Genomic DNA, 24187 nt, shown 5'->3' with positions numbered 1-24187 from the left:
GAGGTCATGGACTACCACGCCCTCAACGCGATGCTGAACCTGTACGGCCCGAACGGCGAGATCCAGTTCGACAAGGACCGCGAGGCCGCGCACCAGTACTTCCTGCAGCACGTCAACCAGAACACCGTCTTCTTCCACAACCTGGACGAGAAGCTGGACTACCTGGTCGACGAGAAGTACTACGAGCCGGAGGTGCTGAACCAGTACAGCCGCCCGTTCATCAAGCAGCTGTTCCAGCAGGCGTACGCCAAGAAGTTCCGGTTCCCCACCTTCCTCGGCGCGTTCAAGTACTACACCTCGTACACGCTCAAGACCTTCGACGGCAAGCGCTACCTGGAGCGCTTCGAGGACCGCGTCTGCATGGTCGCGCTCACCCTCGCCGCCGGTGACGAGGTGCTCGCGGGCAAACTGGTCGACGAGATCATCGACGGCCGCTTCCAACCCGCCACCCCGACCTTCCTCAACTCGGGTAAGAAGCAGCGCGGCGAGCCCGTGTCCTGCTTCCTGCTCCGCATCGAGGACAACATGGAGTCCATCGGGCGTTCCATCAACTCCGCGCTGCAGCTGTCCAAACGCGGCGGCGGTGTCGCGCTGCTGCTCACCAACATTCGCGAGCACGGCGCGCCGATCAAGCAGATCGAGAACCAGAGCTCGGGCGTCATCCCGATCATGAAGCTGCTCGAGGACTCGTTCTCCTACGCCAACCAGCTCGGCGCGCGACAGGGCGCCGGCGCGGTGTACCTGCACGCGCACCACCCCGACATCTACCGCTTCCTTGACACCAAGCGGGAGAACGCGGACGAGAAGATCCGCATCAAGACCCTCTCGCTCGGCGTGGTGATCCCCGACATCACCTTCGAGCTCGCGAAGAAGAACGAGGACATGTACCTGTTCTCGCCGTACGACGTGGAACGCATCTACGGCGTGCCGTTCGCCGACATCAATGTCACCGAGAAGTACTACGAGATGGTCGACGACAAGCGCATCCGCAAGTCGAAGATCAAGGCCCGCGAGTTCTTCCAGACCATCGCCGAGCTGCAGTTCGAATCCGGCTACCCGTACATCATGTTCGAGGACACGGTGAACCGGGCGAACCCGATCGCTGGCAAGATCACCCACTCGAACCTGTGCTCGGAGATCCTGCAGGTGTCGACGCCGTCGATCTTCAACGACGACCTGTCCTACGCCAAGGTCGGCAAGGACATCTCGTGCAACCTCGGGTCGCTCAACATCGCCAAGGCGATGGACTCACCCGACTTCGCGCAGACCATCGAGACGTCCATCCGCGCGCTCACCGCGGTCTCCGATCAGACGCACATCTACTCGGTGCCGTCGATCGAGCAGGGCAACAACGAGTCGCACGCGATCGGCCTCGGCCAGATGAACCTGCACGGGTACCTCGCTCGTGAGCGGGTGCACTACGGGTCGGAAGAGGGCATCGACTTCACCAACATCTACTTCTATACCGTTGTCTACCACGCGATTCGGGCGTCGAACCTGATCGCGAAGGAGCGCGGCAGCTACTTCGGTGGCTTCCCCGAGTCCAAGTACGCCAGCGGCGAGTACTTCGACAAGTACACCGAGCAGGCGTGGGAGCCGAAGACCGAACGGGTGGCGCGGCTGTTCGCCGACGCCGGGGTACGTATCCCGACCCAGGACGACTGGCACGAGCTCAAGGCCTCGGTCATGGAGCACGGCATCTACAACCAGAACCTGCAGGCCGTCCCGCCGACCGGCTCGATCTCCTACATCAACCACTCCACCAGCTCCATCCACCCGGTGGCGTCGAAGATCGAGATCCGCAAGGAAGGCAAGATCGGCCGCGTCTACTACCCGGCCCCCTACCTCGACAACGACAACCTCGAGTACTACGACGACGCCTACGAAATCGGCTACGAGAAGATCATCGACACCTACGCGGCCGCCACCCAGCACGTAGACCAGGGCCTGTCCCTGACGCTGTTCTTCAAGGACACCGCCTCCACCCGCGACCTCAACCGGGCCCAGATCTACGCCTGGCGCAAGGGCATCAAAACCCTCTACTACATCCGCCTGCGCCAAATGGCCTTGGAGGGAACCGAAGTCGAGGGCTGCGTGTCCTGCATGCTGTAGGCGTCACCGCCTACCGATCGTCCGCGAAAACCTCAGTGCCGTTGCGGTACTGAGGTTTTCGCGTTTCATGCTGACGATCGGCGGCGGTCGAACTCTCCCTCGGTTACCTTCTCCGGTCGGCACCCGTCATATAGGCGACGACCGAATACGCCTGAGGCGACAATGGAGTGGAGAACACTGGTGCTGACAAACGTTATGTTCGCGACGATCTACGTCACGGATCAAGACCGCGCGTTGACGTTCTATACCGAAGCGCTCGGCCTGGAGAAGCAGATCGATTACAGGGGGCCCGATGGACGCTTCCTCACCGTCGGCTTTCCCGGCCGTCCGGTCCAGATCATCCTGTGGTCGCACGCGCCGTCCGCGGGGCAGCCGGTCGGGGCGCGCCAGGGTGTGGCTCCGGGTCTGCTCGTTCTCGAATCCGATGATCTGCGAAAGGATTTCGAGGTGCTTCGGCAACGAGGCGTGACATTCACGCAGCCCGAACCGCAGGTCTATCCGTTCGGCGTCCGTGCCGAGACGCTGGATCCGGACGGCAACCGGATCTCGTTCCGCCAACCGCGCCGTACCGATGGCTGACCGCCCGGACCTGGTGGCGCAGGCGTTCGAGGCCCAGCGCGATCGGCTGCGCGCGGTCGCCTACCGCGTGCTCGGATCGCATGCCGACGCCGAGGACGTGGTGCAGGAAGCCTGGCTGCGGCTCGCTCGCCAGGACGCGGCGGCCATCGAGAACCTGGCCGGGTGGCTGACCACGGTGGTCGGCCGGATCAGCCTGGATGTCCTTCGATCCCGCCAGACCCACCACGAGGCGCCCTACGACGGCCTGCCGGAGCTCATGGTGACCGCCGAAGACGAACCCGAGCCCGCCGAGCACGTGGCACTCGCCGACTCGGTCGGCCTCGCGCTGCTTGTCGTGCTCGACTCGCTCGGGCCGAGCGAGCGGCTTGCCTTCGTCCTGCACGACATGTTCGCGGTGCCGTTCCACGAGATCGGCCAGATCCTCGGCAAATCCGCCGACGCCACCAAGATGATCGCCAGCCGCGCCCGCCGAAAGGTGCAATCGACCGAGCGCCCGGCAGTCGCGGGCCGGGCGCGGCGAGAGGTGGTCGAAGCGTTCCGCGCGGCAGCGTTCGGCGGCGATTTCGCGGGGTTGCTGCGCGCGCTCGACCCGGAAGTGAAGCTGACGGTCGACACTCCCGGCGGCGTGATCGTCCGCCTCGGCGCCACCGAAGTCGCCGCGGGCGCGCAACTGTTCGCCGGCGCGGTCGCGCAGCAGCGGGCGGTGCTCGTCAACGGCCTGCCCGGCTATGTCTCCTGGCGCGAGGACGGATCGATACTCTCGCTCATCTCGTTCACCGTCGTCGGCGACCGGATCACCGCCATCGCCATCGTCACCGACCCCGCGAAACTCGCCGCGACACACCTGCCGGACCCTGCGTAAATCGACTGCGCGAAAACCTCAGTGCGACAGCCGCATCGAGGTTTTCGCGATCAGTCCATTCGCTCGATCTGGCGGATCTTGTTCATCGCGTCCAACGCGGCGACCTTGTAGGACTCGGCCAGCGTCGGATAGTTGAACACCGCGTCGACCAGGTAGTCCACCGTGCCGCCGCAGCCCATCACGGCCTGGCCGATGTGTACCAGTTCGGTTGCGCCGGTGCCGAATACGTGCACACCGAGCAGCGACCTGTTCTCGCATGAGACCAATAGCTTGAGCACGCCGTAGGAATCGCCGATGATCTGACCCCTGGCCAGCTCGCGATACCGGGAAACGCCGACCTCGAACGGAATTCGCGCCGCGGTCAGCTCGTCCTCGGTCTTGCCGATGAAGCTGATCTCCGGGATCGTGTAGATGCCGATCGGCTGCAACGCCGAAAGCGCCTGCACCGGTTCGCCGCACGCGTGATGCGCGGCAAGGCGTCCCTGCTCCATCGAGGTCGCGGCCAGCGCGGGGAACCCGATCACGTCGCCGACCGCGTAGATGTGCGGCACCTCGGTGCGGAAGAACTCGTCCACCTGGATCCGGCCGCGCTTGTCCGCGCTGAGTCCGGCCTTCTCCAGCCGCAGGCCGGCGGTCATGCCCTGCCTGCCCGCCGAGTACATGACCACCTCGGCCGGAATCTTCTTGCCGCTGGCCATGATGGCGAGTGCCCCGCGCGGGTGCCGCTCGACTGCGGTGACCGTCTCCTGGAAGCGGAAAGTGACCGCGAGGTCACGCAGGTGGTATTTGAGCGCCTCGACCACTTCGATATCGCAGAAGTCCAGCATCCGCTCCCGCGATTCCACCACGGTCACCTTGCAGCCGAGCGCGGCGAACATCGAGGCGTATTCGATGCCGATCACGCCGGCGCCGACCACGATCATCGACTGCGGCACCCGCTCCAAATCCAGGATGTCGTCGGAGTCGATGATGGTCTTGCCGTCGAAGTCCACCGTGTCCGGCCGGGCGGGCTGGGTGCCGGTGGCGATCACGATGTTCGCCGCGGTCACCTTGGCCTCCTGACCGGTGCCGTCGATCACCTCGATGGTGTGTTCATCGACGAAGGCGCCGAGACCGGGCAGCAGGGCGACCCGGTTGCGGGAGAGCTGATTGCGGACCACATCGACCTCGCGGCCGATCACGTGCTGTGCGCGGGAGAGCAGGTCGGCGACGGTGATGTCGTCCTTGACCCGGTAGCTCTGGCCGTACATCTCGCGCTGGCTCAGGCCGGTCAGGTAGAGCACGGCCTCGCGCAGCGTCTTGGACGGGATGGTGCCGGTATTGATGCACACCCCGCCGACCATGTCGCGCCGCTCCACCACCGCGGCCAGTTTGCCCAGTTTCGCGGTGGCGATCGCCGCCTTCTGGCCGCCGGGACCTGACCCGAGAACCAGCACGTCGAAGTCGTACATGCGCCAAGTCTGACAGTGGAATATGAAATCCACGGTCACTTCGGGTAACCGGTCGAGCGAACACGGGGGACTGGTGGTGACGCCAGTCCCCCGTGCTTGCCGATCGCGGTCGGATACTCAGGCGAGGGCGGGGGCTACTTCGCGCTCGAAGAGTTCGATCCCGGACGTGTCGTAGGCGGCCTCGGGGAAGTTGAAGATGGCGTAGCCGAGGCCGAGGTCACGGATGGCGGTCAGGCGTTCGATGACCTGCTCGGGGGTGCCAACCGCGAAGGACGGACGGAACATGTTGTCGACGAAGGTCTTGGCTTGGCCGTCGCCGATCACCGAGGCCAGTTTGGCCTGCACCGCCGAAAGGCGTTCCTCGACTTCGGCTTCGGTGGACGCGATCACCACGTTGAAGTTCGAGGAGCGCACGATGGCGTCGAAATCGGTGCCGACGTCGGCACAGTGGGCGCGCAGGATCTCGGACTTCGCCGCGAATTCGTCCGGTGCGCCGCTGAAGTTGGTGTACTGCGCGTACTTCGCCGCGATCCGCAGCGTCTTCTTCTCGCCGCCGCCCGCGATCCACAGCGGAATCCCGCCGTCCTGCAACGGAAGTGGCCGCACGATGGCGCCGTCGACCTGATAGTGCTTGCCGTCCAGGGTTGCCTTACCCGTTGTCCACGCCTGACGGAAGATCTGCACGCCCTCGTCCAGCCTGGCGAGTCGCTCGCCAGCGCCGGGGAAGCCGTAACCGTAAGCGCGCCACTCGTGTTCGTACCAACCGCCGCCGATGCCCATCTCGACCCGGCCGCCCGAGATCAGGTCGACGGTGGCCGCGACCTTCGCCAGGTAGGCCGGATTGCGGTAGCTCATCGCGGTGCACATCTGCCCGAGCCTGACCCGCGAGGTGGACGCCGCGAACGCCGACATGAGGGTCCACGCCTCGTGCGTCGCCTCCTCGGTCGGCTCCGGAACGGTGTGGAAGTGGTCGTACACCCAGACGGACTCCCAGGTGTCATTGGCATCCGCGCGTTGCGCGAGATCCCGCATCACCCGCCACTGGTCCGCCGGGTCGATGCCGACCAGGTCGAGTCGCCAGCCCTGCGGAATGAAGATGCCGAAGCGCACAGATTTCTCCTTCGTATGTTTGCCCCAAACCTACTCAATCGTCCCGTGCTCGGCTGATCGAGGCGTGGTGGCAGCGCCGGCCGGGCGAGGCTCAACGCCCACTGCGTCTAACCCCGCACCCGATCAACCAACGGGTTTCTCCCAGACAGAGACGTGCTTGCGGCTCTCGTTGGTGAAGGGCTCGCGCAGCCAGCCACCCCAGCGGTCGCGCAGCCGTAGCCCGGCGAGCTTGGCCATCAGATCGAGCTCGGCAGGCCACACGTAGCGGAAGGGAATCGATCGGTATTCGCCTGTGCCGTCGACGATCTCGAGGTAGTTCGAGCTCATCTGCTGGGTGGCGATATCGTAGCGGTCGAATGCCCAGCGAGTCGGGCCGTCGTGGAACGGGACCATGGTCTGGCCGGGTGGCAGGCTGCGCAGATCGGGGACGCCGACCTCGATGACGAAGCAGCCGTCTGGTTCGAGGTGGGCGGCGGCGTTGGCGAAACACGCGACCTGCTCGGCTTGCGTCGTCAGGTTCATGATGGTGTTGAAGACCAGGTAGGCGACGGAGAACGGGCCGTCGACCCTGGTCGTCGCGAAGTCGCCGATCGTCACGCCGATCGCGGCACCGCCGGGTTTCGCGCGCAGCCGGGTGACCATGGCGGGTGACAGGTCGATGCCGTGCACCGGGACGCCGCGGCGCGCCAGCGGTAAGGCGATGCGCCCGGTGCCGATACCGAGTTCCAGTGCTCGGCCGCCGTCGGCGAGCCGCACGAGCAGATCGACCATCGGTCCGACGACGTCCGGCTCGAACAATTCCGCGTACGACTCGTCGTATTGGGCCGCTACCCGCTCGCCGAAGTGGTCGTCCATCACCGGACGGTATCGCGCCAAACACGCACGGCGCACATGGTTTTCACGCGGACGCGGCCGAAGGGGTCAGCGGTCGCGGCGTTGCCAGGTTGTCCAATAGCGGTCGTCGGTGGGGGGAGAATCGTTGGGCGGGAGGACGATTGGGTCCGGCTCGCCGGGGGTGATTTCCGGTGCGACCTCGTTCGTCGGGTAGGGGTGTGTGCTGTGTACCGGCGTGGCACCGGTCCAGGCTCCGTGCGCGGTCGGGTGTCCGGCGAAATGGCGTTCCAGCAGTTCGGCGCCGCGCAGCGTGCCGCCTGCCGCCGTGAACCCGGCGGCTACGCTGGCCGCGCCCGCACGGCAGGCCACCGCCTTGTCGATACCGGCGCGAAGAGTTGCGGCGGTGAGCCGTTTCGCGGACACCCAGCTGCCCGCCTCGTTGCCGACCACGCGCCGCGCGACCTCGGACTGGCTCCGCCCGAATGGCACCACACACACGGGAACGCCTGCGGCCAAGGCCTTTTGGGTGATTCCCATGCCGCCGTGCGAGACGACGACGGCGGCACGGTCGAGGAGGAGATGGTGTGGCACGAACTGCTCGACCCGCGCGTTCGGCGCGACCGTGAAGGTGCCGGCGTCGATGGCGCCTGCGGTGACCACCGTGTACAGCCCGCTGTCGGCCAGCGCGTCCATGGCGGCCTGGGCGAGTCTGCCGTCGTCCTGGAACTGGGTCGAACAGGTCACCAGCGCGAGCGGCCGATCGATCTCGTCGAGCCAGGCGGGCGGCTCGGCGTCGGGCGCCCACAGGCCGGGACCGATCTGGTGCACCGTCAGCGGCCAGTCGGTGCGCACATCGTCGAACGGCGCCGCGGTGAAGTTGAGCATCAGCGGTGGCTGCCGCAGGTAGTCAACGGTGTTGTCCAGCGGGTCGAGCCCGTAGTACTGGCGCATGTGATTGAGCTGCGGCAGTACCTCGTTCCATCGGCGATTGAGGAACCACTGCAGGCTGTTGTCGCGGACGCGGCCGAGCAGGTCGGCGCGCGGTCTCAGCCCCGGGCCGAAGGGCGGCGCGTCGCGCGAGGGGAGCGGCAGCAACATCGGCGCCCAGGACGCCCACGGCAATCCACTGGCCGCGGCGAGGATCTGCGCGCCCGGCGCGCTGACGTCGATCAGCAGGGCGTCCGGCCGCTCGGCGATGATCGCGCTGCGCAGCGCCTGGATCTCGTCCGGGATGCGGCCGACGAGCGAGCGAAGGGCCGCGCGCAAGGCCGCGATCCGCGAGGTGGTTGCCCAGTCGTACAGAGTGTCGCGTGCCAACTCGGGCGGGAGCTCGCGGGCAGTGATGCCGAACGTCTCCAGTGCCTCTTCGCTGCCGGGCAACGTCAGCACGGTCACGTCGTGGCCGCGCGATACCAGCTCCGCCAAGACCGGCGCGACTGGATACAGGTGTCCTTGTGCCGGTGAGGTGAATGCCAGTATTTTCGTCATGACACAGGCTAACTTGTAGCTAACCATCACGTCACCCGTACTGGCGATACGTTATAGACCAGTTAAATAGATTGCCGTACACGGATACCCTCGTATTATGCGATATGGCAGCGGTTTCCATCCGTAACGTCATGGTGGCCGATACGGTGCATGTCGAAGAAACAAACTTGAGGTATGAGAATGTCGTGAGCTCGCCAGTCGCTTGTGGCAAATAGTTAGCTGACTCTCGAGTGGATACCGGCTCGCCGAGGACGTCACCTGACCGATCGAGACGAACCGCTACCGTCGATATGGCACCCGCCGGGCGAGAGGACGAAGTATGACGAACACCATCGGCCTGCTGCTGTTCCCCGGAGTCGAAGAACTCGACGCCGTCGGCCCGTGGGAGGTCCTCGCCTTCTGGACGCAGTACTACCCCGACGACGGCTACACGGCATTCACGTTCTCGATGGACGGCGGCCCGATCAAATGCGCGAAAGGCATGACGATCGAGGCGGAGTACTCCTTCGCCACCGCCCCGCGCCGGGACGTGCTGATCTTCCCGGGCGGCAAGGGCACCCGGCCGATGGTCGACGACGAGGCGATGCTGTCGTGGACGCGCGCACAACCCGAGACGACCCCGCTGATCACCAGCGTGTGCACCGGTTCGCTGGTCCTCGCGGCGGCGGGCCTGCTGTCCGGCCGGCCGGCGACCACGCACTGGAAGTCGCTGGATCGGCTTGCCGAACTCGACCCGACCATCGAGGTCCGCACCGAGGACCGCTACGTCGACGACGGCGACATCATCACCTCCTCGGGTGTCTCCGCCGGCATCGACATGGCACTGCACCTGGTGCGGCGGCTCGCCAGCGCCGAGCGCGCCAAGGAGATCCGCAGCCTCATCCAGTACGACCCGATGCCGCCGGTCTGATCCTGCGCCCGAACGAATTCGCTCGCCACGGCACCGCTGCCCGAGTCATGCTTGGACGCAAATGAATACAGATGGACAACCACGACTCGGCGTCGATTTCGGCCGAGTCATCCAGGGGCGGCCCTGCTACCCGGCGACGAGGACACGGTCTTCCTCTCCGGCGGACTGGACGAGGCCCTGCGAACTCCGCCGAGCCCCAACGCCTTCGACGTGCTGCCCCGGCTGGTCCAGCTCTTCGGGGGCCGGGCATGGGTGATCTCCAAGTGCGGGCCACGGATCGAACAGCGCACCCGGCAATGGCTCGACCACCACGACTTCTACGACCGCACCGGCATCCAACGCGAGAACCTGCGCTTCTGCCGCCAGCGCGCGGACAAGGCGGGGCACTGCGCCGACCTCGGCATCACGCACATGATCGACGACCGGATCGACGTGCACCACGCGCTGCGCGGCCAGGTGCCGCACCTGTACCTGTTCGGCGCGCAATCGGAACCGGTGCCCGACTGGGTGCACCACGTGCCGACCTGGATCGACGCGGAGTCCGCCGTCGCTGCCATGGTCGACTGACCAGCAAGATCGTTCGTGGTGAAAACTTCACCGAAATGCCTGTATCCTGCACAGGGATGCTTTCGCATCCGATCAACGTTTCACTGATGGTGCGGACGTGTCACGTCTGCGGCAGCGACGAGAAGGAGGTGGGGTTGCCATGCGCAGCGAACCTCCCAGTCGAAGGCCGCGCGGCGCCGCCCCTTCGCACTCCTGAGTAGTTAGCGACAGTGGGGCCGGGCGCCCGCGGTGTGAATTCTCGCGCTCCCCATTCACTCACGCATATTGCTGAGGACACCTCATGTCGCAGACCGATGTCATCGAAGTACGTCCGACGCTGTCCGAATCACTGCAGGACATCGCCGACAGCCACCGTGTCGACGCCGCGCTTGCCTGGCTCGACAATCACCCGCCGCACGTCATCGCCGACCAGCTCGCCCGGATGGACGCCGTCCAGGCCGGGATGGCGTTCCGGTTGCTCGACAAGGACCTGGCGCTGGCCGTCTTCGAAGAACTCGAGCCGGTCGACCAGCAGCAGATCCTGCAGGGCCTGCGGGACCAGAGCTTCCGCGACCTGATCGAGGGCATGGCGCCCGACGACCGGGCCAGGATGCTGCGTGAGGCGCCGGCGAAGGTCGCCAAGAAGGTGCTCGCCGGGCTGAGCCCCCGCGAGCGGCGGATGACCGCCGCGCTGCTCGGCTACCCGGAGGGATCGGCGGGTCAGTACATGACCCCCGAGGTCGTCGCGCTGCCGCAGAACCTGACCGTCGCCGAGGCGCTGACCATGGTGCGGGCCAAGGGCGCCACCGCCGAAACCGTCTACACGCTGCCCGTCGTCGACGCGGGCCGACGGCTGACCGGCATCGTCGAACTGCGCGAACTGGTGCTCAGCAAGCCGGACGCGATGATCGCCGAACTCGTCGTCACCGAACCGGCCTGCGCCCGCGCCACCGACTCCGCCGAGAAGGCGGCCAGGCTGATGCGCGAGACCAACGACATCAACATGCCCGTCGTCGACAGCGAGAATCGGCTCGTCGGCCTGCTCACCATCGACGACGCCGTCGAGGTCATCGAGGCCGCCGACAGCGAGGACGTGGCACGGCAGGCGGGCTCGGCGCCGTGGGAGGGCCACTACATGGCCGCGGGCGTGTTCCAGCTGGCCCGCTATCGCGCGATGTGGTTGCTGCTGTTGCTGTTCGCCGCGACGCTCACGGTCAGCGTCACCGACATGTTCGAGGGCACGCTGCAGCAGGCCGCGCATCTGGCGCTGTTCATACCGCTGCTCATCGGCGCGGGCGGCAACGCGGGCGCCCAGGCCGCCACCTCCTGCGTGCGTGCGCTGGCCGTCGGCGAGGTGCGGGTCACCGACCTGTTCAAGGTGATCTGGCGCGAATGCCGCGTCGGCCTGGTGCTCGGATCCATGCTCGCCGCAGCGGGATTGGTGATCGGCGGGCTGTTCGTCGGCCCGCGCGTCGCGGTGGTCGTCGGCATCACGCTCGTGCTGATCTGCGGCTGGGCCGCCACCATCGGCGGCACGATGCCGCTGCTCGCCAAGAAGCTGCGGATCGACCCCGCGGTGGTTTCCGCGCCCATGGTCACCACCCTGGTGGACGCCACCGGGCTGATCATCTACTTCACCACCGCCAAGCTGGTGCTCGGCATCTGAGCCGAACTACCCTCCGGCGCAAGTGATTCCGAATCACGGGTCGTGCGGTAGCGGCCCGGGGTGGTGCCGATGATGGTGGTGAAGGCGGCGATGAAGCTGCTCGGATTCGCCCAGCCGCAGGCGTGGGCGACGCGGATGGTGTCGTGACCGTCGGCGAGCAGAACCAGTGCGTGATGGATGCGTAGCTGGGTGCGCCACTCGTAGAAGGTCATGCCGAGTTCGTGGTGGAACAGTCGGCTGAGGGTGCGGGCGCTTGCGCCGATCGTCCGGCCTAGTTCGGCCAGCGAGGTGTTGTTCGCGGGTTCCTCGTACAGGATCTGGGCGATGGCTTGTAGCCGGTCGTCGCGTGGTTCCGGCAGCTGCAGTGGTTGCTCGTGTGCTGCGTGGAGCTCATCGACGAGGACCCGACGGAGGCGAGTGCGTGCGGCGCGGTCGTAGTTGGTCGCGGCGCGGTCGTAGTTGCGTGGGCCGGTGAGGCTGAGCAGGATTTCGCGGGCGAGGTCGGAGGCCGTGAACACGGCGGGATGATCCGGTACCAGCCGGGCCAGGGATGCCGGTAGGAACACGATCCGCATATCGGTGTTGCCGTGTGCGCGGTGGTAGTGCGTGAATCCGGCTGGGGTCCAAGCGATTCGATTCGCCGGAACGATAGACGTGCGATGTTCGGTGTGCACCGACAGGACGCCGCGTGCCGCGTACACCAGGTGTCCCCGTGGATGGGCATGCATTGAGCTCGTTTCCCCCGACGACCACAGATGCGCGCCGCCGGACGGCCATATCCGCGATATCGGACCCGGTGCGGGAGGTTGGCGGCCAACGAGCATGAATTGGCATTCTAGCGGTGGCAGGCCACCCCGCGCGCTGGCGATAGTGAAGGCATGGGCGATTACGAGATGGGGACGACAATGCGAGCTGCGGTCTGTGTGCGAGCGGGCGGTCCGGAGGTGCTGGAGATCCGCGAGCTGCCGGTTCCGGCGGTTCGAGCGGGCTGGAGCCTGGTGCAGGTGCGGGGCACGGGCCTGAACCGGTCGGAACTGCGCACCCGGCAGGGACATTCGCCGAACGTGGCATTCCCTCGGGTACTCGGGATCGAATGCGTGGGAATCGTGGCGGCCTCGACCGATCCACTGTTGCCGGAGGGGACGACGGTCGCGGCGGTGATGGGTGAGATGGGCCGGGACTTCGACGGCGGCTATGCGGAGTACGCGTTGTTGCCGAATTCGCTGCTGATGCCGATCACTACCACGTTGCCCTGGGACGTTGTGGCCGCGCTGCCCGAAACGTACTTGACCGCGCAGGGTGCGTTGGACGCGTTAGGAGTCGTGCATGGACGTTTGCTGATCCGCGGCGGGACCTCGTCGGTGGGAATGGCCGCCGCATCGATCGCGTCCGGCAACGGTGTCGAGATCGCGGCCACCACTCGGCGGCCAGACAAGATCGACGCGTTGACGATGGCAGGCGTCGACCACGCACTCGTCGACGACGGCGCATCGCTGACGGAGCAGGTGCACGCGATCTGGCCCGAGGGCCCGGACTATGTGCTGGATCTCGTCGGGTCGAGCACGGCGGTGGACTCGCTGCACCTGGTCCGTCGTGGCGGAACGGTGTGCGTTTCGGGCTCGCTCAGCGGGTGGCTGATTCCGGACTTCGAACCGATCGCAAAGATTCCGTCCGGGACCAAGCTCACCGCTTTCCACAGCGACACTATGAAGGGCAGCGCGGGCAAGGCCGTGTTGCAACGCATCGTCGACCAGGTCGAGGCCGGTGTCTACCGCCCCAACGTCGACCGAGTCTTCGGCCTGGACGACATCGTCGCGGCCCACCGCCACATGGAAGACAACCAAGCCACCGGCAAGCTGGTCGTCATCCCCTAACCGCCCGCAGCTCCCGGCGCGCACGTATTCGCTGACGACTTCGTGCGCGTCGGCTCCCTGCGGTCACGATTCGGCCACTTGTCACGCCGCATTACCTCCGCTGTATGCAGTTATACGTGCGTGGCATGTGTGATCAGGTCGGACACACCACTGGGCTCCCGGTGCTCCCACGCGGTTGGGCGGTGAAAAGGAGTCCGTGCGTTGATGTTTGAATGACTCGACTGACCGATGACGGCCGCATGAGGGGCGAATGAGACAGATTTTGTTCTCGGCGATGATCGCGCTAGCGGTGTCCATCACCTTGACACCATTGCTGATCAAGCTGTTCACCAGGCGAAAGGTCGGGCAGGAGATCCGGGCCGACGGACCGGCCAGCCATCAGGCCAAGCGCGGCACACCGACCATGGGCGGCATCGCGATCCTGGTCGGCATGTGGGCGGGATATCTCGGGGCGCACCTGATCGGAATCCGGCATGACGCGGAGGGGATATCCGTCTCGGGGCTGCTCGTGCTCGGTTTGGCGACGGCGCTGGGCGTTGTCGGTTTCCTCGACGACTTCATCAAGATCCGCAAGCAGCGCAACCTCGGGTTGACCGCGACCGGCAAGTACGTCGGCCAGCTCGCCGCCGCGGTGGTCTTCGGCATCCTCGCGCTGCGCTACCCCGCCAGCGGTCTGACGCCAGGCAGTCGGCACATGTCCTATGTCCGGGACGTGGAAACCATTTCGTTCGGAGTGGTCGGGTTCCTGCTCGTCGTCAGTTTCCTCGTGGTGGCCTGGTCCAACGCGGTGAACATCACCGACGGCCTCGATGGTCTCGCCGCCGGATCGATGAGCTTCGCGCTCGGCGCCTACGTGATCATCACCTTCTGGCAGTACACCAACGCCTGCGCGACCACGCCGGGCGCCGGGTGCTACAACGTCCGCGACCCACTCGACCTGGCACTGGTCTGTGCCGCTGGCACGGGTGCCTGCGTCGGATTCCTCTGGTGGAACGCCGCACCGGCCAAAATCTTCATGGGCGATACCGGTTCGCTGGCGCTCGGCGGACTGCTCGCGGGTCTGTCGATCACCACCCGCACCGAGTTGCTCACCGCGGTGGTCGGCGCACTCTTCTTCGCCGAGATCCTCTCGGTGCTGCTGCAAATCGTCGTCTTCCGCACCACCCGCAACCGACTGTTCAAGATGGCGCCCTTCCATCACCACTTCGAACTCAGCAAGTGGGCCGAAACCACCGTCATCATCCGGTTCTGGTTGCTGGCGGGAATCGCCTCCGCGGTCGGCCTGATGCTCTTCTACGGTGAATACCTCGCCGCGATCGGTTGACCACCGCGTTCATGCCTGCGCCTCGCTAGCGCTCGGCTCCGGCACGAGCGCGTGCTCGGCTGTGCCTATTGTTCGCTCGCGCATGAGCGGTGCCAGCGTTCGACGACCTGGGCCATCTGCTGGCCGAGGTAGTCGAGGTATCGGCCTATCCCGTCCAGCCTGGCGCCCGCTGGCGTTGTCACACCGAGGAGTTCGGCCCCGCGGCGGGCGGTCTCGGCCTTGACGTCGGCGGCGCGGGCGAGGTTCAGCGTGGTGCGGTACCAGGTGTCGTCGTCGATGCAGTATCGCTCGCGTCGCGAATCACGTTCCCGGCGAAGGAGATCCCGTTTCGCCAGCGCGCCGACGGCGGTGGAGACCGAGGCCGGGCTCACGTCGAGCTGGCGCACCAATTCGGCGGCGGTGAGACTGCCGGAATCGGTGAGATGCAGACAGGTCATTATCCGAGCCTGCATCCGTGGCATGCCGTCGTAGACGAGCAACTCGGCGAAGTGTGCCGCGAAATCGCGCACCGCGTCGTTGTCGATCGTGAATCCCGTTGCGTCCGAGTGCGGTGCCGCCGCCGCTTTGCTTCGTCGGGCCCGTGCCGCGGTGGCCCGATGGGCGCGGTCGGCGCGATAACGACCGGGTCCGCCGTTGCGGGTCACCTCGCGGCTGATCGTCGAGGCGGGCCGCTCGAGCTGGCGTGCGATCTGGGTGTATCCCAGCCCATCCGCCAGTCCGGCGGCGATGCATTCCCGCTCGTGCAGGGTGAGCCTGCCGCCCGGCATCGGTCCTCCTTCTGGTTCCCCGTGCGGTATGCGTTCAGTGGCATCTCATTGCATGCCGGGTGTCCGGTGTGTGCGTTCGATGGCAAGGTCATTGCACGGATGAAATCGAATATACCTGCGGGGATTGTGAATTGCTGAGCCATCTCTGTTGAGCAATCCTTGAACGCAACCTAGCGTTCGGTCGATACTGAAACTTGTGCGCCAGTGAGGAATCCGATGACCGAACCGCTGACCACCGTCGTCGCGTTGCCTACCACCCGTCCCGCGGGTTGCCCCTTCGATCCGCCCGTCGAACTCGCGCGGATTCGTGAGCGAAACCCGTTGACCCGCATGGTATTTCCGGACGGGCACCACGGCTGGCTGGCGACCGGGCATGCCACGGTGCGCGCCATCCTGGCCGATCCTCGGTTCAGCGCGCGATCCGAGCTTCTCCACTCCGCGCTGGCGGATCTCGGCCCGATGCCCCCGGCGCCGCCCGGCGACTTCCTTTCCCTCGACGCACCCGAGCACACCCGTTATCGAAAGCTGTTGTCCGGCAAGTTCACCGTTCGACGGATGCGGCTGCTCACCGAGCGGGTGGCACGGATCAGCACGGACCACCTCGACGCCATGGCACGAGCCGGTGGTCCGGTGGATCTGCTGACCTCGTTCGCCTATCCCGTTCCGGCGCTGATGATCTGTGCACTGCTCGGTGTGCCCGAACCCGACCGCGATCGGTTCCAGCGCCTGGTCACCAGCCTGGTCGCCACGCTGAACGACCTGGACCTGCCGCCGGAGGAGCGTCTCGAGCAGTGCCTCATCGCTTTCGAGGAAGCTCAGGAATACATGCGGGACCTGGTCGCCGCCAAACGAACCGAACCGACCGACGACCTGCTCAGCGATCTGACCGACACCGATCTCGCGGACGCCGAACTCGCCGGAGTGGGTGTACTGCTGCTGATCGGCGGCTTCGAGACCACCGCGAACATGGTGGCACTCAGCACTTTCGCGCTGCTGACCCACCCGGAACAGTTGACGGCGCTGCGCGCCGACCCCGATCGGGCGGTCGATGAACTGATGCGCTATCTCTCCGTCGTCCACACCATGACGCGTTCCGCATTGGCGGATGTCGAACTGGCCGGTCAGCTGATCAAAGCCGGTGAAACGGTGGCCCTTTCACTACAGGCCGCCAATCGAGATCCGGCCGAATTCGACCACCCGAACACCCTCGACCTGTGCCGTAACGCACTGGGACACCTGGGTTTCGGACACGGCGTCCACCAATGTCTCGGCCAGCAGCTGGCCCGCATCGAATTGCGAACCACCCTGCCCGCCTTACTAACCCGATTCCCCACCCTACGACTAGCCGTACCCCCGGACGGCATCCGCATGCGCCCCGACGGCATCGGCGTCCACGGCGTCCAACAACTCCCCGTCACCTGGTAGCACAATCCCCGGTGGTCACCTGTTGGTCAGTCGATCATGGGGAACTGGTGGCGGTGGTCTCTCGGCCGATGCCGCCACCAGTTCCCCGTGATCACTTGTCCAGCAGTACTTCTGGGATGGATGCCGAGGCGTCGGTAGGTATCACGGGCGGTTGAATTCGCCGTCTACGACACCAGCGGTGAAGGTGTCCCATGCGCCGGGGGTGAAGACCAGCGCTGGACCGGTGGGGTTCTTGGAGTCGCGCATCCCGACCATGCCGTCGTCGAGATGCGCTACCTCCACACAATCTTTCGTAGCAGTGCTGCGCGTGCTCTTGAACCATCGTGCATTAGTTGTGTCGATGTTCATGCGGCGAACTCCTCTGCAATGTTGAGGATGAGAGCGCGGCTGTCGGCCTCACCCAATGCCAGACGCTTGAGATCTGTGCAAACCATACGATACGCGGCAACCTCCTCTGGGCGCTCCAAATATAGATCGCCGGTAAATCCCTGGACGTAGACCACCGGTGGCTCGGTCAGGTACGCGGTCGGGTGTGGTGGGAACTCGAGTAGCACGAATGTGCCCACCGTCAGAGCCTGATAAGTGCCTGTCGAAGTTGGTACGACGCGCACTGAAACAGTCGGTAGTTGTGCGATATTGGCGAGATGTGTCAACTGGTCGGACATCACTCCGGTGTTGCCGGTCGTGCGGCGCAGCGCCGATTCGTCGATGAACACGTCCAGCGTCATGGGATTGGCTTCACTGGTGAGTCGAGCCTGTCGTTGTGCGGCGACATTGATCGTCGTCTCTACGTCTGATGTCGGCTTGTTCGGGTGCTCGACCCAAAGCATCGCACGGCGGTACTCGGTGGTCTGCAACATTCCAGGCAGGAACGTTGTCTGATACGAAATCGCGCGGTGCGCAGCGTCTTCCAGCCCGACGAACAGCCCAAAGCTCTGTGGTATCGCGTCGTCGAACGCATGCCACCATCCTTTCGCCTTTGTCTCTTCGGTGAGTGTCAGCAGCACCTGCGTCAGCTCTGTCGATACTTCGTATATTTCGCATAACCGTTTTACGAATAGTGCGTTTAACCTGATCGGGATCCCGTTCTCCATGCGCCAGAATGTTTGTTTACTGACACCGATCTCGCTCCGCGCAGCTTCCAAGCTCACACTCGCCGCTTCGCGGGCTCGGCGGAGCTCGCGGGCCAGTAGCCTGCGGGGAAGGGTCGAACCAGTCGTCATGGTTGCATCTCCGAAGGGTAGCTAACGAGGCAGGTCCATTTTGGAACCCACATGTGGCAGCAACTGTGGAACCTTCCAGAAATGCTGGCGAGTTCAGTCCCGGAAGGGTTCCGATCGTTTGGCTGCGGTGTTGCAATGCTTGTGTGCCTGGAAAACCGAACCGATCGGCTTCCGGGTTCATACAACCAGCAGACCCTAATGGAGGTTCGAAGAATTGCCGAATTGCCCAGCGCGAGAGCGCAACAGGAACAGTCCAGAATGGAAATCCCATGCCGGAAAAGAGCTTTGGCCAGTGTGCAAAGATATGAAATGCCAGCTGGATGCCATGGAGAATCGCGAGTCCCACATAGAGTTCGGACTATCGGCGCTCGCGGACCGAGCACGAAGATTCGATGAGCGATTGCGATCGCTGGAGCTAGCAGTCGGTGCGGTCCGGTTCGATGTCGGCGGGCTCACCGCGGACAGCGCGGAGGTGTTGAGCATCCTCCGGAAAGCCTATGGCGAGGGGTAGTTCGGAGGGGAACCCGAGCGGGAGACCGCTCGGCCCCGACACTCGAGGGGAGTGCCGGGGTCGAGTACGGCAGTTCGGTGCTAGCGGACGTCCGATGCGAGATGGCGGCCGGATCGGTACGTCACCTACCGAGGTCGAATCGTTCGGCGAAGCGCGACATTTCGTCGAGTTGGGTGTCGGGGTCGGTGCTGCCGATGACGATTCGGGTTACCCCTTCGGCGGCGAGCCCTTCGACGCGTTCGGACGGCATGTCGATCGATCCCCAGCGGGTGTACTGCAATGCTTCCGGATCGCGGCCTGCGGCAACGGCTTCGGACTTGGCGAGGTCGAGTTGGCTGGCGCGTTCGTTGGGGCTGAGCATGCCGCCGGGGAAGTAGCCGTTGCCCCGTCGACCGGCTCGGCGAGCGGCGGCGCGGCTGGAGCCGCCGATATGGATCGGAAGGTGGGGGACGCCAAGGGGTTTCGGGAAGCTGACCAGGGAGTCGAAGGCGAAGAACTCGCCGTCGAAGCTGATGCCGTCGGCGCCGCCGGACCACAGTAGGCGCAGTACGTCGATGGCTTCGTCGGCTCTGCGGCCACGGGTGGCGAAATCGACGCCGGTCGCGGCGGCTTCGCCGGGCATTGTGCCGAGCCCGACGGTCAGCAGTCGCATGCGACCGCGAGACAGCACATCGATGGTCGCGAGGCGTTTGGCCAGAATCACCGGGTGGCGGTACGGCAGTAGCAGCACGCCCGTGCCGAGCAGGATTCGCTCGGTGGCCGCGGCGACGAAACTGAGGCAGTCGAGCGGGTCGGGATAGGGCAGGGTGGTCGGCATCTCGAAGTCGCCGACCTTCGCACCCGGATACAGCGCGATGTGATCGGGAAGATACAGCCCCTCGAATCCGCAGGCTTCCGCGTGCTGCGCGAAGGCGATGATCCGATCGGGGTCTGTTCCGTAATGCGGTGTGCTGTAACTGATCGCGAACTTCATCGGTGTTCCTCGGGTCACGTAGGCAGCGACGATCGCACAACCGGCCTACCGAGACCAGTTGCCGGACAGGTGATTACGCGAATTCGCAAGCAGGCGAATGCTGCTCGGCGCCGTCGAGCCGGTGCCGGAGTTGGGCACGCAGCGCGGTCAACCGGACCAGCGCGTCGTCCACCTCGTCGAGCTTGCGCCGCAGCACCGCGACCGAATCCGGGCAGACGTCACCGGAGCTGTTCCCATCGCGCAGGCAGCTGACGAAGGGCCGGATGTCGTCGAGGTCGAAACCGGCCTCGAGCAGCGTCCGAATCTTCAGCACCACCGGCAGCTCCGTCGCGTCGTACACGCGATACCCGTTGGTGGAGCGGCGCGCCCGCACCAGCCCGTGCTGCTCGTAGTACCGCAGGGTGCGGGTACTCGTTCCGGCCTGTTGCGCCAGCTCACCGATCAGCATCCGACCTCCTCCGAGCGACCGTCACGGCCACGCTAAACGTTGTCGCCGGTGTCAACGCAAGCGCCGCCGCACGCCATCCCCAGACGCGAAACGGCGACGGAAGAATCCGCCGCCGTCTCAACCGGGTGTGTCGCTCAGAACTCCCAGTCTTCGTCTTCGGTGTTCACGGCCTTGCCGATGACGTAGCTCGAACCCGAGCCCGAGAAGAAGTCGTGGTTCTCGTCCGCGTTCGGGGAAAGCGCCGACAGGATGGCCGGATTCACCTCGGTCTCGTCCTTCGGGAACAGCCCCTCGTAGCCGAGATTCATCAGCGCCTTGTTCGCGTTGTAGCGCAGGAATTTCTTGACGTCCTCGGTGAGGCCGACCTCGTCGTAGAGGTCCTGGGTGTATTCGACCTCGTTGTCGTACAGCTCGAACAGCAGCTCGAAGGTGTAGTTCTTCAGCTCGTCGCGCTCGGCCTGGCTGACCAGCTCCAGACCCTTCTGGTACTTGTAGCCGATGTAGTAGCCGTGCACGGCCTCGTCGCGAATGATCAGCCGGATCAGGTCAGCGGTGTTGGTGAGCTTGGCCCGCGAGGACCAGTACATCGGCAGGTAGAAGCCGGAGTAGAAGAGGAAGCTCTCCAGCAGCGTCGAGGCCACCTTGCGCTTGAGCGGATCGTCGCCGTTGTAGTAGTCCAGCACGATCTCGGCCTTGCGCTGCAGGTTACGGTTCTCCTCCGACCAGCGGAACGCGTCGTCGATCTCCCTGGTTGAGCACAGCGTGGAGAAGATCGAGCTGTAGCTCTTGGCGTGCACCGACTCCATGAACGCGATGTTGGTGTACACCGCCTCCTCGTGCGGGGTCAGCGCGTCCGGGATCAGGCTCACCGCGCCGACGGTGCCCTGGATGGTGTCCAGCAGCGTGAGGCCGGTGAAGACCCGCATGGTCAGCTGCTTCTCATCAGGGGTCAACGTGCCCCACGAGGGGATGTCGTTGGACACCGGAACCTTCTCGGGCAGCCAGAAGTTGCCGGTCAGCCGGTCCCAGACCTCGGCATCCTTCTCGTCGGGCACCCGATTCCAGTTGATGGCCGATACCCGATCGATCAGTTTCATCCTGCCTCCACACCTTTCCCGAGCCCGCTGCCGTGACGGATCTTCTCTCCCCGGGACACTACTCCTTGGGGGTGACAAGTCCGTGCAGCACAACACCTTGTGTCGCAGCGATGCGTGTCACCGAGGCGAGAAACGCCGGGAGCCATCGCGTGCGGCCCCCATTCTGCGCCACGATCGCGCGAACAGCCACATCGGTGCTGGCGCGCCGCGCGAGATCGCTCATTGTTTGCCTGCGGACCACCGCGTGCTCGCACCACTGCCTGCTCGGCGCGCGGCACGTTTGCCCGACCCGAACCGGCGGGCCGCGCGTCCCGGTGACCCGCCCGCCGACCTGCGCCGGTTTTGCCTGATCAGAGGCTACGTTGGGCCGAAAGATGTCTCACGCGTTTCGGAAGGAGTGTGTGTTATGACTAGTCCCGGACCTGTCCGGACCGGCCCGGTGCTCAATGACATGACCATCTTCGCGGGCGTCCTGATCCTCATCACCGGTGTGCTGCACCTGCTGACCGCCATTGCCGCCATCGCGGGTCGCGACATCTTCGTGGTGCACGAGGATCAGGTGTTCCTCATCGACGTCTCGGCGTGGGGCTGGGTCCATCTGGTGATCGCCGTGCTCATCCTGATCGCCGGTTTCGGCATCGTCACCGGAAAGACCTGGGGTTACCTCGCTGGCATCGTGATGGCCTCGATCAGCATCCTGGACAACTTCCTGTTCGCGCCGATCTACCCCTTCTGGGCGCTGGTGATCATCGCCATCGATGTCCTGGTGATCTGGGCGCTGGCCCGCCAGTTCTCGGTCCAGTAGTCGCGCGAATTCCTCGGCCCCGGTGACCCTTTGGGGGTGCCGGGGCCGAGTCGTGCTGGTGGATGGCACATTATGGAGACCTCTGCTCGGCCAGGAGCCACTCAACGGTGGGGATCCATCCCGGCCCCGCGCGAAGTCTCGCGGCGCGCTGGAGAATCATCGAAATCTGATCCCCCCGTTACCTTCTTCGTGGCCCTGACACGGGGCCACGGTCGCCAGGCCCGGTATGACTTCTTCCCCCTGTCGTTCGCATGATCCGGGGGGTGGTGTCGCCGGGTTCCTGGTGGCGTCGACGGACCGCTGATGGGGACAGGGCTGCTCGTAGGTCTCTTCGTAACGTGGGTGCCGGGCGTTGACGCTGGATCGGCGACCGACCGGGTTTCGACGCGATGAGGAAATGCGAAGTGGCACAGGCGTATGCCGTGTTCTGCGGCATAGACGTGGGAAAAGGCGAACACCACGCCGTCGGTATCGACACCGGCGGCAAGCGGCTGTTCGACAAGGCACTGCCCAACGACGAAGCACGGCTACGAGCTGTCTTCGACCAGCTCGCCGCCCGCGGCCCGCTATTGATCGTGGTCGACCAGCCCAACACCATCGGCGCCCTGCCGGTCAGCGTCGCTCGCGCCTGCGGCCACGACGTCGCCTACCTGCCCGGGCTGTCGATGCGGCGCATCGCCGATCTCTATCCAGGACAAGCCAAAACCGACGCCCGCGACGCCTACATCATCGCCGACGCGGCCCGAACCATGCCCCACACACTGCGCCGCGTCGACACCGGCGACGAAACTCTCACCGAACTCGGGGTCCTGGTCGGCTTCGACGACGACCTCGCAGGCGAGGCGACACGCACCAGCAACCGCATCCGCGGCCTGCTGACCAGCATCCACCCAGCACTCGAACGCGTTCTGGGACCGCGCATCTCGCATCCAGCAGTCCTGGAAATCCTGTCTCGTTGCGGCGGGCCACAAGGAATCAAAGCGGCGGGCAGACGCAAACTGACCACGATCGCGACCAAACACGCCCCACGCATGGGCGCGCGGCTGGTCGAGGAGATCTTGGCCGCGTTGCCCGCGCAGACGGTGACTGTTCCCGGCTCGAATGCCGCCGAGATCGTGCTGCCGAAACTCGCCGATTCTCTGAAAACTGTTCTGTTGCAACGCAAGAGCGTCGCCGAGGATATTGAGAGGATGCTCGATGATCACCCTCTTGCCAAGGTCCTGACCTCGATGCCCGGCGTCGGCGTCAGGACCGGAGCCCGCATCCTGCTCGAAGTCGGCGACGGCACGGCCTTCGCCTCGGCCGGCCACCTCGCCTCCTACGCGGGCATCGCCCCGGTAACCCACCGCTCCGGCAGCTCGATCCGCGGCGAGCACCCCGCCCGATCCGGCAACCACAAACTCAAACGCGCCTTGTTCTTGTCCGCATTCGCCGCCCTACACGACCCGGCCAGCCGCGCCTACTACACGCGGAAACGTGACGAAGGCAAGAAACACAACGCCGCCCTCATCTGCCTGGCGCGGCGCCGCTGCGACGTCCTCTACGCCATGCTGAAAACCAAACAGCCCTATCGCATCCCGGAGGCCGCCCAGGCTTAACCGGTCGACAAGACCGCACCACGGGAGGCGTCACGGCGTTGCAGGCTGTCGATGTCACCTGACAGCGAATCCATCCTCCAGATATGCCATCACACCCTCAGAACGAGCGCGACGCGCTGCCACCGTCCGTCGAGCCAACACATCCGGGAGTCGCTTTGCGACCTCGGCATCATCGCACCACGCCCAGCTTCGAAGCTCTTCCGCCTGAAGGTTTATCGCCGCCGTGTGCTCAGCACTCAACGCTCCACCGTCATAGACAAACATCACCCCGTCACCGGGATAGAGACCAGACGGAACCCAATCCACCACCAACAGTCGCCCCAGGGCCACCGTCAGGCCCAACTCCTCACCGACCTCCCGGACAGCCGCGGCATAGGGCGACTCATCGGCCTCCACCACGCCACCCGGCAGCTCCCAGTAGTCCTTATACGTCGGTTCGACCAACATCACCCGGTCGACCTCATCGACGAATAACGCACCGGCCCCCATCCGCTTACGAGGCAGCGAGGCAATGTGTTCAGCGGTCTCGGAGTCCATCGGCACACACTATGCGCCGCAGCTCATCTCACGCTCAATCGCAGACC

At 65.2% G+C, this 24187-nt stretch carries 23 protein-coding genes; 11 read left to right on the top strand and 12 right to left on the bottom strand.

Annotation, left to right across the window (positions count from 1 at the left end; translation table 11 throughout):
- Nucleotides 1-6: 6 nt before the first annotated feature.
- The 3 genes from nrdE (at nt 7) to OG203_RS14470 (ending at nt 3553) form a co-directional block, all read left to right on the top strand.
- Complete coding sequence (gene nrdE / locus OG203_RS14480; RefSeq protein ID WP_405167876.1) at nt 7-2112, top strand: class 1b ribonucleoside-diphosphate reductase subunit alpha; 2106 nt, start codon at nt 7-9, stop codon at nt 2110-2112.
- 180 nt (nt 2113-2292) lie between these two features.
- Nucleotides 2293-2691 (top strand): VOC family protein, encoded by a 399-nt coding sequence (locus tag OG203_RS14475; protein ID WP_405166164.1) that lies wholly within the window; start codon nt 2293-2295, stop codon nt 2689-2691.
- Complete coding sequence (locus OG203_RS14470) at nt 2684-3553, top strand: sigma-70 family RNA polymerase sigma factor (protein ID WP_405166163.1); 870 nt, start codon at nt 2684-2686, stop codon at nt 3551-3553. The genes OG203_RS14475 and OG203_RS14470 overlap by 8 nt, the downstream gene beginning before the upstream one ends.
- A gap of 50 nt (nt 3554-3603) precedes the next feature.
- On the opposite strand, the gene sthA is transcribed toward OG203_RS14470, so the two are convergent.
- The 4 genes from sthA to OG203_RS14450 form a co-directional block, all read right to left on the bottom strand.
- The gene (sthA, locus tag OG203_RS14465; protein ID WP_405166162.1) at nt 3604-5004 is read right to left on the bottom strand and encodes a Si-specific NAD(P)(+) transhydrogenase; all 1401 of its coding nucleotides are present in this window, start codon (nt 5002-5004) and stop codon (nt 3604-3606) included.
- Between the two features lie 117 nt (nt 5005-5121).
- Nucleotides 5122-6114, bottom strand: coding sequence for an LLM class F420-dependent oxidoreductase (locus OG203_RS14460; RefSeq protein ID WP_405166161.1), 993 nt, complete (start codon nt 6112-6114; stop codon nt 5122-5124).
- Nucleotides 6115-6237: 123 nt separating this feature from the next.
- Nucleotides 6238-6969 (bottom strand): class I SAM-dependent DNA methyltransferase, encoded by a 732-nt coding sequence (locus tag OG203_RS14455; RefSeq protein WP_405166160.1) that lies wholly within the window; start codon nt 6967-6969, stop codon nt 6238-6240.
- Between the two features lie 66 nt (nt 6970-7035).
- Nucleotides 7036-8436, bottom strand: a complete 1401-nt coding sequence (locus OG203_RS14450; protein ID WP_405166159.1) for a glycosyltransferase — start codon at nt 8434-8436, stop codon at nt 7036-7038.
- 319 nt (nt 8437-8755) lie between these two features.
- On the opposite strand from OG203_RS14450, the gene OG203_RS14445 reads away from it, so the two are divergent.
- From OG203_RS14445 to mgtE, 3 genes are all read left to right on the top strand, one after another.
- Nucleotides 8756-9346 (top strand): DJ-1/PfpI family protein, encoded by a 591-nt coding sequence (locus OG203_RS14445; protein ID WP_405166158.1) that lies wholly within the window; start codon nt 8756-8758, stop codon nt 9344-9346.
- A gap of 51 nt (nt 9347-9397) precedes the next feature.
- Entirely contained in the window at nt 9398-9913 is a 516-nt protein-coding gene (locus OG203_RS14440) for a hypothetical protein (RefSeq protein ID WP_405166157.1), read from the top strand.
- A 280-nt stretch (nt 9914-10193) separates the two neighbouring features.
- Nucleotides 10194-11558, top strand: a complete 1365-nt coding sequence (mgtE, locus tag OG203_RS14435) for a magnesium transporter (RefSeq protein ID WP_405166156.1) — start codon at nt 10194-10196, stop codon at nt 11556-11558.
- Here mgtE and OG203_RS14430 read toward each other — a convergent pair.
- Nucleotides 11522-12286, bottom strand: a complete 765-nt coding sequence (locus OG203_RS14430; protein ID WP_405166155.1) for an AraC family transcriptional regulator — start codon at nt 12284-12286, stop codon at nt 11522-11524. The two genes, mgtE and OG203_RS14430, sit on opposite strands and share 37 nt — an antisense overlap.
- 150 nt (nt 12287-12436) lie before the next feature.
- Here OG203_RS14430 and OG203_RS14425 point away from each other — a divergent pair, with 150 nt between their 5' ends.
- Together OG203_RS14425 and mraY are read left to right on the top strand one after the other, a co-directional pair.
- Nucleotides 12437-13432: a zinc-binding dehydrogenase gene (locus tag OG203_RS14425; protein ID WP_405166154.1), complete on the top strand. Its 996-nt coding sequence runs from the start codon at nt 12437-12439 to the stop codon at nt 13430-13432.
- A gap of 250 nt (nt 13433-13682) precedes the next feature.
- Entirely contained in the window at nt 13683-14756 is a 1074-nt protein-coding gene (gene mraY, locus OG203_RS14420) for a phospho-N-acetylmuramoyl-pentapeptide-transferase (protein WP_405166153.1), read from the top strand.
- A 65-nt stretch (nt 14757-14821) separates the two neighbouring features.
- Here the strand turns inward: mraY and OG203_RS14415 are convergent, their stop codons facing one another.
- Nucleotides 14822-15523 (bottom strand): helix-turn-helix domain-containing protein, encoded by a 702-nt coding sequence (locus OG203_RS14415; RefSeq protein WP_405166152.1) that lies wholly within the window; start codon nt 15521-15523, stop codon nt 14822-14824.
- 216 nt (nt 15524-15739) lie between these two features.
- Here OG203_RS14415 and OG203_RS14410 point away from each other — a divergent pair, with 216 nt between their 5' ends.
- Complete coding sequence (locus OG203_RS14410; RefSeq protein ID WP_405166151.1) at nt 15740-16948, top strand: cytochrome P450; 1209 nt, start codon at nt 15740-15742, stop codon at nt 16946-16948.
- 141 nt (nt 16949-17089) lie between these two features.
- Here the strand turns inward: OG203_RS14410 and OG203_RS14405 are convergent, their stop codons facing one another.
- The 5 genes from OG203_RS14405 to nrdF all read right to left on the bottom strand — a co-directional run bounded on the left by OG203_RS14405 (nt 17090) and on the right by nrdF (nt 21200).
- The gene (locus OG203_RS14405; protein ID WP_405166150.1) at nt 17090-17296 is read right to left on the bottom strand and encodes a DUF397 domain-containing protein; all 207 of its coding nucleotides are present in this window, start codon (nt 17294-17296) and stop codon (nt 17090-17092) included.
- Nucleotides 17293-18171 (bottom strand): DUF5753 domain-containing protein, encoded by an 879-nt coding sequence (locus OG203_RS14400; RefSeq protein WP_405166149.1) that lies wholly within the window; start codon nt 18169-18171, stop codon nt 17293-17295. The genes OG203_RS14405 and OG203_RS14400 overlap by 4 nt, the downstream gene beginning before the upstream one ends.
- A gap of 632 nt (nt 18172-18803) precedes the next feature.
- On the bottom strand, nt 18804-19655 hold the full coding sequence (locus OG203_RS14395; protein ID WP_405166148.1) for a TIGR03619 family F420-dependent LLM class oxidoreductase: 852 nt from the start codon (nt 19653-19655) through the stop codon (nt 18804-18806).
- Between the two features lie 73 nt (nt 19656-19728).
- Nucleotides 19729-20103, bottom strand: a complete 375-nt coding sequence (locus tag OG203_RS14390) for a MerR family transcriptional regulator (RefSeq protein WP_405166147.1) — start codon at nt 20101-20103, stop codon at nt 19729-19731.
- A 134-nt stretch (nt 20104-20237) separates the two neighbouring features.
- Nucleotides 20238-21200: a class 1b ribonucleoside-diphosphate reductase subunit beta gene (gene nrdF, locus OG203_RS14385; RefSeq protein WP_218470757.1), complete on the bottom strand. Its 963-nt coding sequence runs from the start codon at nt 21198-21200 to the stop codon at nt 20238-20240.
- A gap of 406 nt (nt 21201-21606) precedes the next feature.
- Here nrdF and OG203_RS14380 point away from each other — a divergent pair, with 406 nt between their 5' ends.
- Together OG203_RS14380 and OG203_RS14375 are read left to right on the top strand one after the other, a co-directional pair.
- The gene (locus tag OG203_RS14380) at nt 21607-22005 is read left to right on the top strand and encodes a hypothetical protein (RefSeq protein ID WP_405166146.1); all 399 of its coding nucleotides are present in this window, start codon (nt 21607-21609) and stop codon (nt 22003-22005) included.
- A gap of 389 nt (nt 22006-22394) precedes the next feature.
- Nucleotides 22395-23603 carry an IS110 family transposase gene (locus OG203_RS14375; RefSeq protein ID WP_405166145.1) on the top strand — a complete coding sequence of 403 codons (1209 nt, stop codon included), beginning with the start codon at nt 22395-22397 and terminating at the stop codon, nt 23601-23603.
- Between the two features lie 54 nt (nt 23604-23657).
- Here OG203_RS14375 and OG203_RS14370 read toward each other — a convergent pair whose 3' ends face one another.
- Nucleotides 23658-24140: an NUDIX domain-containing protein gene (locus OG203_RS14370; RefSeq protein ID WP_405166144.1), complete on the bottom strand. Its 483-nt coding sequence runs from the start codon at nt 24138-24140 to the stop codon at nt 23658-23660.
- Nucleotides 24141-24187: the final 47 nt, after the last annotated feature.

The organism is Nocardia sp. NBC_01499, from assembly GCF_045040275.1.
GTDB lineage: Bacteria > Actinomycetota > Actinomycetes > Mycobacteriales > Mycobacteriaceae > Nocardia.
Note: the sequence above shows the minus strand (reverse complement) of the source record. Positions and strands in the feature narration are given on the sequence as shown.

What these genes read in the sequence shown, in the direction of transcription:
- OG203_RS14370 (WP_405166144.1), bottom strand. Translation starts at nt 24,140, where the DNA reads ATGGACTCCGAGACCGCTGAACACATTGCCTCGCTGCCTCGTAAGCGG.
- OG203_RS14380 (WP_405166146.1), top strand. Translation starts at nt 21,607, where the DNA reads ATGACTAGTCCCGGACCTGTCCGGACCGGCCCGGTGCTCAATGACATG.
- mraY (WP_405166153.1), top strand. Translation starts at nt 13,683, where the DNA reads ATGAGACAGATTTTGTTCTCGGCGATGATCGCGCTAGCGGTGTCCATC.
- nrdF (WP_218470757.1), bottom strand. Translation starts at nt 21,200, where the DNA reads ATGAAACTGATCGATCGGGTATCGGCCATCAACTGGAATCGGGTGCCC.
- OG203_RS14450 (WP_405166159.1), bottom strand. Translation starts at nt 8,436, where the DNA reads ATGACGAAAATACTGGCATTCACCTCACCGGCACAAGGACACCTGTAT.
- OG203_RS14375 (WP_405166145.1), top strand. Translation starts at nt 22,395, where the DNA reads ATGAGGAAATGCGAAGTGGCACAGGCGTATGCCGTGTTCTGCGGCATA.
- nrdE (WP_405167876.1), top strand. Translation starts at nt 7, where the DNA reads ATGGACTACCACGCCCTCAACGCGATGCTGAACCTGTACGGCCCGAAC.
- OG203_RS14415 (WP_405166152.1), bottom strand. Translation starts at nt 15,523, where the DNA reads ATGCCGGGCGGCAGGCTCACCCTGCACGAGCGGGAATGCATCGCCGCC.
- OG203_RS14410 (WP_405166151.1), top strand. Translation starts at nt 15,740, where the DNA reads ATGACCGAACCGCTGACCACCGTCGTCGCGTTGCCTACCACCCGTCCC.
- OG203_RS14390 (WP_405166147.1), bottom strand. Translation starts at nt 20,103, where the DNA reads ATGCTGATCGGTGAGCTGGCGCAACAGGCCGGAACGAGTACCCGCACC.
- OG203_RS14395 (WP_405166148.1), bottom strand. Translation starts at nt 19,655, where the DNA reads ATGAAGTTCGCGATCAGTTACAGCACACCGCATTACGGAACAGACCCC.
- OG203_RS14430 (WP_405166155.1), bottom strand. Translation starts at nt 12,286, where the DNA reads ATGCATGCCCATCCACGGGGACACCTGGTGTACGCGGCACGCGGCGTC.
- sthA (WP_405166162.1), bottom strand. Translation starts at nt 5,004, where the DNA reads ATGTACGACTTCGACGTGCTGGTTCTCGGGTCAGGTCCCGGCGGCCAG.
- OG203_RS14405 (WP_405166150.1), bottom strand. Translation starts at nt 17,296, where the DNA reads ATGAACATCGACACAACTAATGCACGATGGTTCAAGAGCACGCGCAGC.
- OG203_RS14445 (WP_405166158.1), top strand. Translation starts at nt 8,756, where the DNA reads ATGACGAACACCATCGGCCTGCTGCTGTTCCCCGGAGTCGAAGAACTC.
- OG203_RS14400 (WP_405166149.1), bottom strand. Translation starts at nt 18,171, where the DNA reads ATGACGACTGGTTCGACCCTTCCCCGCAGGCTACTGGCCCGCGAGCTC.
- mgtE (WP_405166156.1), top strand. Translation starts at nt 10,194, where the DNA reads ATGTCGCAGACCGATGTCATCGAAGTACGTCCGACGCTGTCCGAATCA.
- OG203_RS14470 (WP_405166163.1), top strand. Translation starts at nt 2,684, where the DNA reads ATGGCTGACCGCCCGGACCTGGTGGCGCAGGCGTTCGAGGCCCAGCGC.
- OG203_RS14455 (WP_405166160.1), bottom strand. Translation starts at nt 6,969, where the DNA reads ATGGACGACCACTTCGGCGAGCGGGTAGCGGCCCAATACGACGAGTCG.
- OG203_RS14425 (WP_405166154.1), top strand. Translation starts at nt 12,437, where the DNA reads ATGGGCGATTACGAGATGGGGACGACAATGCGAGCTGCGGTCTGTGTG.